This window comes from Amycolatopsis sp. SID8362 (genome assembly GCF_010550475.1).
Classification (GTDB): Bacteria; Actinomycetota; Actinomycetes; order Mycobacteriales; family Pseudonocardiaceae; genus Amycolatopsis; species Amycolatopsis eburnea.
The window spans coordinates 1-10,359 of the sequence record NZ_JAAGNB010000142.1; the positions used below are offsets into that span (position 1 = coordinate 1).

Consider the following 10,359-nt stretch of genomic DNA (forward strand, 5'->3'; position numbering starts at 1 on the left):
CCGGAGGTGGCGACGCTCCCGTCCGTCGTGGCCGACCGGTTCGCCGGCCACGCCGACGTCTCGGTGGTCTCGCTCGGGCCCAGCGCGGGCTCCGGCGTCACCGGTGCCCTGCTGCTCGGGCGCCGCGTCGACCCCGAGTTCGGCGCCGAGCAGACGCGCGCGGTGGCCGAGTTCGCCAAGGCGGCCGGGACGGCGCTGGCCAACGCCCAGCGCTATGCGCGTCAGGAAGAGGCCACGCGCGGCCTCGAGACGACGCTGCGCCCGATCGACCCGCCCGAGCTCGAAGGCACCCGGTTCGAGACCTGGTACGAGCCGGCGGCCGGCGTGCTGGCGGTCGGCGGCGACTTCTACGACGTCCTCCCGCACGACGACGGCAGCGCGTTCCTAGTGCTCGGCGACGTCTGCGGCAAGGGCCCGGAGGCCGCGGCGCTGACCGGCCGGGTCCGGCACGCGCTGACCGCGCTGGCCATGGTCGAACGCGACGGCCGCACGCTGCTGCGGCTGCTCAACGAGCTGCTCATCGCCGGCGGCAGCAGCCGCTTCGCCACCCTCGTGCTCGGCACGGCCCAGCCGGTGGACGGCGGCGTCGACCTGACGCTGGCCTCCGGCGGGCACCCGGCGCCGCTGATCGTGCGCCGGTCGGGCGTGGTCGAGGAGGTCACCGTCCCCGGCACGCTGGTCGGCATCTCGCCGCAGGCCCGGTTCGCCGAGGCGGTCGTGCGGCTCGAGCGCGGCGACATGTGCCTGCTCTACACCGACGGCATCACCGAAGCCCGCAACCGCCACGACCAGACCGAGCTCTTCGGCGACGACCGCCTGCGCGCGGTGCTGACCGCGGCGGCGGGCGAGCCGGCCCGTGAGGTGGTGCGGCGGCTGCGGCAGGCCGTCCGCGACTGGCTGGGCAGTTCCGCTCACGACGACATCGCGGTGCTGGCCGTGGAGTGTCCCGACTGAGCCCCACTCCTGGGGGTTCCGGGTGGCGGAGCCCCCGGCTCGGGGCGGAGCCCCGGGTGGCACTGTCCTGTGTGGACCGGGTTTGGGCGCCGGTGGAGGGGGTAATTCCCCGGATGCACCCGATCCTGACGACAGGAGTCCCATGACGAACGCACTGAACGGGCGCCGCGTCGCGATCCTGGCCGCGGACGGCGTCGAACAGGTCGAACTCGAAAAGCCGCGCCAGGCCGTCCTCGACGAGGGCGCGACGGTCGAGCTGGTGTCCCTCGACACCGGCGAGATCCAGGCGATGAACGGCGACATCGACAAGGGCGACCGGTTCCCGGTCGATCGCAAGGTGGCCGACGTCGAGGTCGGCGACTTCGACGCGCTGCTGCTGCCCGGCGGCACGATGAACCCGGACAACCTCCGGACGGACCCGGACGCGGTCCGCTTCGTGGCCGAATTCGTCCGCGCGGGCAAGCCGGTCGGGGTGATCTGCCACGGTCCGTGGACGCTCGTCGAAGCGGATGTCGTACGCGGCCGCACGCTGACGTCGTACCCCAGCATCCGCACCGACCTGCGTAACGCCGGCGCCACCGTGGTCGACGAAGAGGTAGTGGTCGACAACGGCCTGGTGTCCAGCCGGAACCCGGACGACCTGCCGGCGTTCTGCCGCGAGGTCGTGCGCTCGTTCGCTTGAGTCCTTTGTAGACGTTCACCCGGACGGGTGCCTTAAGTCCCGCTTAAATTTGTTGGCATTCGGCACCGCGGCGGAGCACGCTGAGGGTGTGACGAGGATCGCCCGGCGAGAGGAGGTGGACGCGATGACGGTGCAGGCAAGGCGCTACGGCCGTTGGTGCCGTGAGCACTTCGACGCGATCGCCTCCGAGGGCGTTCCGGTACCCCGCGGCTCCGAACCCGCCGACGAGGCCCGGCCGGAGCACGAACCCGAGCCGGCTGAGCCGGTCGCGGAACAGCCGCAGGGCTGACGACGAGCGTGAAGAAGGCCTCCCCGGCCCGGCTGGGGAGGCCTTCTTCGTGGTCAGCGGTAGCTGCGCCGGTACCAGACCCGCCGCGGCCCCGGCACGCCGACGCGCGTGATGACGTCGGTCAGGATCGCCCCGATGACCAGCCAGAGCACCGCCGCGAGACCCTCGTTGAGGAACGTCGCGAGCTTCTCCGAATCCGGTGTGAACAGGTTGCGCAAGCCCAGCGACACGCCGGACGACCACTCGCTGATCAGGTGCGCGAAGCCGTTCGCCGAGTTCGCCTCGCCGATCACCAGGACGATGTGCACGGCCAGGACCAGCGCGAACACCGCGCACACGAGGTGGATCAAGGCGTTGATGGTGCGGACGATCCGGATGCGCGGGTGGGTCCGCTCGACGACTTCTTCCGTCGTTTCCGGTTCGTAACGCGGTTCGTACGGCTCCTGGGGCGGGGGATACGGCATCGTCGCCGTCCTTTCGACTGTCCGATGTGGACGGATCTGGGCGTACGGTGGCTCTTTTCCGGATACCCGGCGTCCGGGGGCGCGAACCGTGAGTTCGCAAAAATCCTTGATGTCCGGTTTGTGGCGTACCGGATTTCGGCCGTGGTCGCGGGCTCGGCCGGGCCGTGACCACGGCCGCTGGGCCACGCGACGGAATCCCGCGTGAGGCGGGCAACCCGGCCCCGTCCGGGACGTCCCCGTGATCATGAGAATCCCGGCGCTGCTGGCGTCCGTCCTCGCCCTCCTGGCCGTCTCCACGCTCCCCGCGGACGCGGAAACCGCGGTACCGGCGGGGTTCCGGCCCGCGTCGACGAGCTGGACCGGTCCGGACACCGGCTACGTCCTCGGCTATGCACCGTGCGCGGGCACCTGGTGCCCGGCGCTGCTCGGCACCGCGGACGGTGGGGCGCACTGGCGGCGGCTGGGCGCGCCGCCGGTGCCGTTGCCGGACAACCACAACCACGTCGCGCTGACGTCCGTCAGCAGCCGCGTCGCGTACGTCAGCGACGGCGTCCACCTCCGCACCACCCGGGACGGCGGCGCGAGCTGGCACCCGGTCGGCCTGCTCGGCGCGCGCGAGCCGTACTACCTCTCGAAGATCGCCGAGACGGGCGGCCGCGTCTTCGCGGTGCTCACCTCGTACGGCGAGGGCCGCGGCTCGACGCGGCTGTACTCCGCGGCCGCCGGTTCGCCGGTGCTGGCGCCGGTGGCCGGGTTCGCCGTCACCGGGTCGATCACCTACGGCGATCTCTCCGTCGGCGGCGGGGTCCAGGTCGCGCTCGGCGCGGACTACGGCACGGAGGCGTACTGGACCTCCCGCGACGGCGTCCGCTTCACCCGGGCCGATCCGCCGTGCCCGGCCGGGTCGGTCGCGTCGCTCGCCAACGTGCGGGAACGGCAGGTCGTGGCGCTGTGCAGCAGCAGTCCCGGGTCGCCGCAACCCGGGTCGACCGAACGGCGGCTGCGGCACGCGCCGCAGCTCGGCGGGGCGTTCAGCGGGAACGACGCCGCCCCGTACACCGGGATCACCCAGGGCTTCGGCGCCGCTTCGCCGACGTCCGCGACGGTCGCCGCGGTCGGCGGCGGCGTCGGCTTCCTGCACCGCACGGCCGACGGCGGCCGCACCTGGACGACGACGGCGCTGTCGGAGCGCGGGCTCGGGCTGGCCGATCTCGACTTCCCCGGCCGCGGCACGGGGGTCGTCGTGGACGGTCAGCCGGATGCCGCAGCCGGTTCGGCCGTGTACCGCACCACGGACGGCGGAACGTCCTGGCGCGAGCTGCGTTTCGGGCAATAGTCCCTGGCAGCGAAGGCCCTTCGGCCCGGTTCACTTGGTGAACGGCATGTCGTAGTCTGAGCACTGTCCGTTGCCGTGGAGAGTGGGAGATCAGCCGATGACGCCTGGCGACCTGCGCCCCGGAACCGAGGGCGGTGCGGCCGCGCTCGATTTCAGCAAGGCGAGCCTGGCCCGGTTGTCCGACGCGCTGCTGGGCGGCCACGACCACTACGAGGTCGACCGCGAAGCGATGCGGCGCCTGCTGGCGATCGCGCCCGGCGCGCGCACGATGGCGAAGGAGCACCGCGACTGGCTGGTGCGCGCGGTGCGGTTCCTGGCCGGCAAGCGCGGCATCGACCAGTTCCTCGACCTGGGTTCCGGCATGCCGACCGCGGAAAACACCCACCAGGTGGCACAGCGGTACAACCCGGACGCGCAGGTGGTCTACGTCGACAACGACCCGGTGGTGCAGGTGCACGGCCGCGCCCTGCTGGAAGAGAACTACCTGACCCACGTGACGGGCGCCGACCTGACCCGCCCGGCCGACACCCTCGGCGACGACGTGGTCAAGGAGTACCTCGACTTCTCGCGGCCGGTCGCGCTGATCCTGACGTCGATCATCCACCACATCGACGACTACGACCGCGCGAAGAAGATCGTCGGGGAGTACGTCGAGGCGCTCGCGCCGGGCTCGTACCTGCTGCTCACGCACAACTTCGACCCGGAAGAGGACTCGCCGCGGCAGGAGCTGGCGCGGCTGCTGGAGACGAGCTTCCAGGGCACCGGGCTGGGCAGCGTCCACCGCACGCGGGATCAGATCGAGGGGTTCTTCGACGGGACCGAGCTGCTCCGGCCGGGCCTGGTCTACCTGCACGAATGGTGGCCGGACGGCCCGCGCCTGCACCCGCTGTCCGAGCTGAACTTCCTCACCCTGGGCGGAGTGGCCCGCAAGCAATGACGTGAATGACTCATTCATGTCGCCGGATGACAGGGTCCCGGCAAAGTCGGGCAGCACGGCCGATCCGCCCAGCCGCGACGACATGAATGAGTCATTCACTTCGCCAGACGACATAAATGACCCATTCACAACATCCCCGCGACGCCGGACAGACCACGCAGCCAGCCCGCGGCCGGTCACCCGCTCGCCGGCGCGCGACTTTGCCGGGACCCTGTCGCCGGATGACATGAATGAGTCATTCACGTCATCTGATCAGGCGGCGTTGAAGGAGTCCGGGTCCGGGCCGGTGCGCTCACCGCGGTCCAGCGGCGTCAGCGACTCGACCTCCTCCTCCGTGAGGGTGAACCCGAACAGGTCGAAGTTCTCCGCGATCCGGGCCGGCGTCACCGACTTCGGGATGACGACGTTGCCCAGCTGCAGGTGCCAGCGCAGGACGATCTGCGCGGGCGTCCGGCTGTGCTTGACCGCCAGCTCCGCCACGACCGGGTCACCCAGCAGGCTGCCGCCCTTGGCGAGCGGGCTCCACGCCTCCGTCGCGATGCCGTGCTTCGCGTCGAACTCGCGGACCTCCTGCTGCTGCAGGTACGGGTGCAGTTCGACCTGGTTGACCGCCGGGACGACGTCGGCGGCGTCCGTCAGCCGTTCGAGGTGCGCCGGCTGGAAGTTGGAGACGCCGATCGCGCGGACGCGGCCGTCGGCGTACAGCTTCTCGAACGCCTTCCACGTGTCCAGGTACTTGTCGCGCTGCGGCGTCGGCCAGTGGACGAGGTACAGGTCGAGCTGCTCCAGGCCGAGCTTGGCCATGCTCTCGTCGAACGCCTTGAGCGTCGAGTCGTAGCCCTGGGCGGAGTTCCACAGCTTGGTGGTGACGAACAGTTCGTCGCGGGACAGACCGGACTCGGCGATGGCCTGGCCGACACCCTTTTCGTTGCCGTAGACGGCGGCGGTGTCGATGCTGCGGTAGCCCGCGTCGAGGGCGGCCTTCACGGCGGTGGCGGTCTCGTCGTCCGGGACCTGGAACACGCCGTAGCCGAGCTGCGGCATCCGCACGCCGTTGTTGAGTTCGATCACGGGCACGCTGGTCACGAGGGTTCCTTTCGGTGGGTGGTTCATCGGGCGAGTACCCGTTCCCCGGCTTCGAAACTAGCCGGGGTCCTGCGGTCGAGCAGTCCGGAGACGAGCGCCACGGCAAGGCCCGCGGCGGCGAGTGCGGCGCCGATCCAGTTGGGCGCGGTGTAGCCGAGGCCGGCCCCGATGGCCTGGCCGCCGAGCCACGCGCCGCCCGCGTTGCCGAGGTTGAACGCGGCGATGTTCGCCGCCGAGGCCAGCGCCGGGGCGCCCTCGGCCTTGGCCATCACGCGGGCCTGCAGCGGCGGCACGGTCGCGAAGCCCGCCGCGCCGAACAGCGCGATGGTGATCGCCGCCGGCACCTTCGCGTGCGCGGTGAAGACGAACGCGACCAGCACGATCGCCAGCGCCGCGAGGATGACGTAGAGGCTCGGCATGAGCTTGCGGTCGGCGGCCCGGCCGCCCAGGAGGTTGCCCGCGAACAGGCCGCCGCCGAAGAGCACGAGCAGCCAGGTCACGGCCCCGCTGGAGAAGCCCGCGACCTCGGTCATCATCGGCGCGATGTAGGTGAAGGACGCGAACACGCCGGCGAAGCCGAGCGCCGTCATGACCAGCGCGAGCCAGACCTGCGGACGCCGGAACACGGCCAGTTCGCCGCGCAGGCCCGCGCCCGGTGCGGGTTCCTGGTGCGGCACCAGCGCGAGGATGCCGACGGCGCCGGCCACGCCCAGTGCGCTGACCACCCAGAACGTCGAGCGCCAGCCGAACGCCTGGCCGAGCGCGGTGCCGGCGGGCACGCCGAGGACGTTGGCCACGGTCAGGCCGGTGAACATCAGCGCGATCGCGCTGGCCTGCTTGGCCGGGGCGACCAGCGAGGCGGCGACGACCGAGCCGACGCCGAAGAACGCGCCGTGGCTCAGCGCCGCGACGACGCGGCCGGTCATCAGCAGGCCGTAGCTCGGGGCCAGCGCCGAGAGCACGTTGCCCGCGATGAACAGGCCCATCAGGGCGACCAGCACGGTCTTGCGCGGCACGCGCGAGGCCAGCGCGGTGAGCACGGGCGCGCCGACGACGACGCCGAGCGCGTAGCCCGAGATGAGCAGGCCTGCGGACGGGATCGAGACACCGAAGTCGGCCGCGACCTCGGGCAGCAGGCCCATGATCACGAACTCGGTGGTGCCGATCCCGAAAGCGCTGATCGCCAGTGCGAGCAGAGCGGCGGGCATGGACTTCCTTCTTCCCGGGGTAGACTGGTTATGGGCGTTGGCAACTACAAGCGTTCGAGATAGTTGCAGACGCCGTATATTGCACGAGCTTGATAGTGCAGCGTGCAACCGGTTGCGCGCAAGCGCGGGAGAGGTGAACCGTGTCACTGGACGACGACGCCGTGGAGGCACGCGCGCAGGGCTGGCGCACGCTCGCCGCGCTCCACGCGCGGATCGAGGACAAGCTGCAGCGCGCGCTCGAGCGCGACCACGAGCTGTCGGTGAGCGAGTACACCGTGCTCGACGTGCTGGCCCGCCAGGACGGCTTCCACCTGCGGATGAACCAGCTCGCCAACGCCGTGGTGCTCAGCCAGTCGGCGACGACCAGGCTGGTGACCCGGCTGGAGGGCCGCGGCCTGCTGGCCCGCTACCTCTGCGCCGACGACCGCCGCGGCATCTACACCGAGGTCACGCCGGCGGGCCAGGCCCTGCTGACCGCGGCCCGCCCGACCCACGACGCGGCGCTGGCGGAAGCGCTCGCCGAAGCCGAGGCCTTGCCGGAACTTTCACCGCTGGTCGGGGTGCTGGGCACGCTTTCCGTGCCGTCCTCCTGACGCAAGCTTGCGCAAGTCCCCCGAAACTCCCGCTGAGCGGCACCCTCCCGTTCGGCGGCGGTATTAGGGCGTCCGTGCGCCCTAACCCCTGCTCCATCCGTGGGACACTTTTGCTTCCCGCGTGCGATAGTTTCGCTGGTCAGCACCGTTTGTCCGGCTTTCGTCCCGTCCCGGTACTCGTTGACCGGATCGTTTCGCCCGCCCTAATTTGTTGTCCCACCAGACGAACTGGGGTGGTGTCGGCGTGGACTCCTCCTTCTCGCTCAAACCGGTGCGCCCGGCCGACCAGGCCGCCGTCCGGCGGAGCAACCTTTCGCTGGTGCTGCGGCACCTGCGCGACGCGGGTCCCCGGTCGCGGGCGGGGATCGCCGCGGACACCGGGCTGAACAAGGGAACCGTGTCCAGCCTCGTCGCGGAACTCGCCGAACGCGGGCTGGTCCGCGAAGGCGACCGCGAGCGCGCCGGCGCGGTGGGGCGGCCGGGCACGATCGTGCGGCTCGACGGCCGCGGGGTCGGCGGGATCGGCGTGGAGATCAACGTCGACTACCTGACCGCGCTCGCCCTCGACCTCACCGGCGCCGTCCTGTTCGAGCAACGCGTCGCGCTGGACGTGGCCGCGCTCCCCGTCGAGAAGGTCCTCGACGCCGGTGCGGAGCTGACCGCGCGGGCGCTGCGGGAGTGCCGCCGGCTCGGGGTCACGCCCGCCGGGGTCACCGTCGGCATCCCGGCGCTGGTCGACGTCGCGAGCGGCACCGTCGCCCTCGCGCCCAACCTGCACTGGACCGACGTCCGGGTGGTCCGCGGCATCACCGAGCGGCTGACCCGGCGGCTCGGCCCGCCGTCGTTCCCGATCCGCACGGCCAACGACGCGAACCTCGGCGCGCTCGGCGAGTACGCCATGGGCAGCGTCGCGGGCACCGCCGACCTGGTGTACCTGACCGGCGAGATCGGCGTCGGCGGCGGCGTGATCGCCGGGGGACGGCTGCTCGGCGGCGCCGAGGGGTTCTCCGGCGAGATCGGTCACATCCAGCTCGACCCGGCGGGCCGGCTCTGCGGCTGCGGCCGCCGCGGCTGCTGGGAAACGCTCGTCGGGCTCGCCGGGATGCTGCGGCTCGCCGCGTCGCCGGGCGACCCCGTGCACGACCCGTCGCTGGACCTCGAACAGCGGCTCGACCTGATCCGCCGCCGCGCCGAGCTGAAGGACAAGCGGACGCTCGACGCGCTCGCGCAGGTCGGCACCGGGCTCGGCGTCGGCGCCGCGGTGCTGGTCAACGTCTTCAACCCGCGGGTGGTGCTGCTCGGCGGCTACTTCGCCCAGCTGGGCCCGTACCTGCTCGGCCCGATGCTCGCCGAGCTCGAAACCCGCGTGATCGCCCCGGGGATCGGCGGCTGCCGCGTCGAGCTGTCCTGGCTGGGGTTCACCGCGGCGTCGCGGGGCGGCGCGCACGTGGCGCTGCAGGCGGTGTTCGACGACCCGGCGCTGGTCCCGGTCCGCGCGGAACGGGAGAGCGGATGACGCCCGCGCCCCCCGACCGGGTGGAAACACTTGATCGATCCGCGCGATGTAGATCGGGTGGGCGTCCGCGCGCCGGGCGGGGAACCGCCGGTCGCGGGCTGATGTGCCGAACTGCTGGAGGAAGTTATGGGGAAGATCGGTGTCTGGCTGATCGGTGCCCGGGGATCGGTGGCCACGACCGCCGTCGCCGGGGCCGCGGCCATGCGCGCGGGACTGGCCGCGCGCACCGGCTGCGTGACCGAGTCGCCGGAGTTCGCCGGGGCTGAGCTGCCCGGGCTGGGGGACCTGGTCTTCGGGGGCCACGACGTCGTCGACACGCCGTTGGTCAAGCGGGCCGAGCACCTGGCCGCGGCGGGCGTCCTGCCGTCGGCGCTGCCCGTCGCCGTGACCGCGGAACTGGAGGCGGCCGAGGCCCGGCTGCGCCCGGCGCCGTCGGAGGGCGGGCAGGCGGCGGTCGACCGGATCGTCGCGGACCTCACGGAGTTCCGGGAGGGTCTGGACCACGTCGTCGTGGTCAACGTCTCCTCCACCGAACCGCCGTGCGAGCCGCACCCCGCGCACGCTTCCCTGGCCGCGCTGGAGAACGCGCTGGACACCCTGCCGCCGAGCGCGCTGTACGCCTACGCGGCCTTCCGCGCCGGCTGTGGCTTTGTCGACTTCACCCCGTCGACCGGGGCGCGCCTGCCGGCGCTCGACGAACTGGCCCGTGCCACGGGACAGCCGTACGCGGGCCGCGACGGCAAGACCGGCGAGACGCTGCTGCGGTCGGTGCTCGCGCCGATGTTCGCCCAGCGCGCGCTGAACGTCCTGGCGTGGTCGGGCACCAACCTGCTCGGCGGGGGCGACGGCGCCACACTGTCCGACCCCGGCGCGGCGGCGAGCAAGAACGCGTCCAAGCAGCAGGTGCTTTCGCAGAACCTCGGGCGCGAGGTCGACGGCGAGGTGCACATCGACTACGTCCCGGCGCTCGGCGACTGGAAGACCGCCTGGGACCACGTGCTGTTCGAGGGGTTCCTCGGCGCGCGCATGACGCTGCAGCTCACCTGGCAGGGCTGCGACTCGGCGCTCGCCGCGCCGCTGGTGCTCGACCTCGCCCGGCTGACCGGCAAGGCCTGCCGCGACGGCGTGGCCGGCCCGGTGGCCGAGTTCGGCTTCTTCTTCAAGGACCCCGTCGGGGACGGCCCGCACGACCTGGCGGCGCAGTACGCGGCCCTGCGCGAGTGGGCGCACCGGTGAAGGCGCTCGTCGAACTCGTCCGCGCGCCCGCCGCGCTGACCGTGCCCGGGGACGCCGT

General features: G+C 72.2%; 11 protein-coding genes. 8 read left to right on the plus strand and 3 right to left on the minus strand.

Translation table 11 applies throughout. The annotated features are described in order from the left end of the window. The 3 genes from G3I65_RS05505 to G3I65_RS05515 all read left to right on the plus strand — a co-directional run. Window positions 1-954 (plus strand): PP2C family protein-serine/threonine phosphatase (locus G3I65_RS05505; RefSeq protein WP_160695134.1); only part of this gene is annotated, 954 nt, incomplete at its 5' end. A 142-nt stretch (window positions 955-1,096) separates the two neighbouring features. After that, window positions 1,097-1,636 (plus strand): type 1 glutamine amidotransferase domain-containing protein, encoded by a 540-nt coding sequence (locus tag G3I65_RS05510; RefSeq protein ID WP_160695135.1) that lies wholly within the window; start codon window positions 1,097-1,099, stop codon window positions 1,634-1,636. An 88-nt stretch (window positions 1,637-1,724) separates the two neighbouring features. Continuing rightward, window positions 1,725-1,925, plus strand: coding sequence for a hypothetical protein (locus G3I65_RS05515; RefSeq protein ID WP_160695136.1), 201 nt, complete (start codon window positions 1,725-1,727; stop codon window positions 1,923-1,925). Between the two features lie 53 nt (window positions 1,926-1,978). Here G3I65_RS05515 and G3I65_RS05520 read toward each other — a convergent pair whose 3' ends face one another. Further along, entirely contained in the window at window positions 1,979-2,389 is a 411-nt protein-coding gene (locus tag G3I65_RS05520; RefSeq protein WP_160695137.1) for a hypothetical protein, read from the minus strand. Window positions 2,390-2,627: 238 nt separating this feature from the next. Here G3I65_RS05520 and G3I65_RS05525 point away from each other — a divergent pair, with 238 nt between their 5' ends. Both G3I65_RS05525 and G3I65_RS05530 read left to right on the plus strand, forming a co-directional pair. Beyond that, window positions 2,628-3,725, plus strand: a complete 1,098-nt coding sequence (locus G3I65_RS05525; RefSeq protein WP_160695138.1) for a hypothetical protein — start codon at window positions 2,628-2,630, stop codon at window positions 3,723-3,725. A gap of 97 nt (window positions 3,726-3,822) precedes the next feature. Continuing rightward, window positions 3,823-4,662, plus strand: a complete 840-nt coding sequence (locus G3I65_RS05530; RefSeq protein WP_160695139.1) for an SAM-dependent methyltransferase — start codon at window positions 3,823-3,825, stop codon at window positions 4,660-4,662. 252 nt (window positions 4,663-4,914) lie between these two features. Here G3I65_RS05530 and G3I65_RS05535 read toward each other — a convergent pair whose 3' ends face one another. Both G3I65_RS05535 and G3I65_RS05540 read right to left on the minus strand, forming a co-directional pair. Continuing rightward, window positions 4,915-5,748, minus strand: coding sequence for an aldo/keto reductase (locus tag G3I65_RS05535; RefSeq protein ID WP_160695140.1), 834 nt, complete (start codon window positions 5,746-5,748; stop codon window positions 4,915-4,917). A 23-nt stretch (window positions 5,749-5,771) separates the two neighbouring features. Then, complete coding sequence (locus G3I65_RS05540) at window positions 5,772-6,956, minus strand: MFS transporter (protein ID WP_160695141.1); 1,185 nt, start codon at window positions 6,954-6,956, stop codon at window positions 5,772-5,774. A gap of 140 nt (window positions 6,957-7,096) precedes the next feature. Here G3I65_RS05540 and G3I65_RS05545 point away from each other — a divergent pair, with 140 nt between their 5' ends. The 3 genes from G3I65_RS05545 (at window position 7,097) to G3I65_RS05555 (ending at window position 10,301) form a co-directional block, all read left to right on the plus strand. Beyond that, window positions 7,097-7,549, plus strand: a complete 453-nt coding sequence (locus tag G3I65_RS05545) for a MarR family winged helix-turn-helix transcriptional regulator (RefSeq protein ID WP_160695142.1) — start codon at window positions 7,097-7,099, stop codon at window positions 7,547-7,549. Between the two features lie 244 nt (window positions 7,550-7,793). After that, window positions 7,794-9,065: an ROK family transcriptional regulator gene (locus G3I65_RS05550; RefSeq protein ID WP_309235279.1), complete on the plus strand. Its 1,272-nt coding sequence runs from the start codon at window positions 7,794-7,796 to the stop codon at window positions 9,063-9,065. 126 nt (window positions 9,066-9,191) lie between these two features. Further along, window positions 9,192-10,301 carry an inositol-3-phosphate synthase gene (locus G3I65_RS05555; protein WP_160695143.1) on the plus strand — a complete coding sequence of 370 codons (1,110 nt, stop codon included), beginning with the start codon at window positions 9,192-9,194 and terminating at the stop codon, window positions 10,299-10,301. The last annotated feature ends 58 nt before the right edge of the window (window positions 10,302-10,359 follow it).

Coding starts and splice junctions, on each gene's coding strand:
- G3I65_RS05520 (WP_160695137.1), bottom strand. CDS start 2,389: ATGCCGTATCCCCCGCCCCAGGAGCCGTACGAACCGCGTTACGAACCG.
- G3I65_RS05540 (WP_160695141.1), bottom strand. CDS start 6,956: ATGCCCGCCGCTCTGCTCGCACTGGCGATCAGCGCTTTCGGGATCGGC.
- G3I65_RS05530 (WP_160695139.1), top strand. CDS start 3,823: ATGACGCCTGGCGACCTGCGCCCCGGAACCGAGGGCGGTGCGGCCGCG.
- G3I65_RS05555 (WP_160695143.1), top strand. CDS start 9,192: ATGGGGAAGATCGGTGTCTGGCTGATCGGTGCCCGGGGATCGGTGGCC.
- G3I65_RS05510 (WP_160695135.1), top strand. CDS start 1,097: ATGACGAACGCACTGAACGGGCGCCGCGTCGCGATCCTGGCCGCGGAC.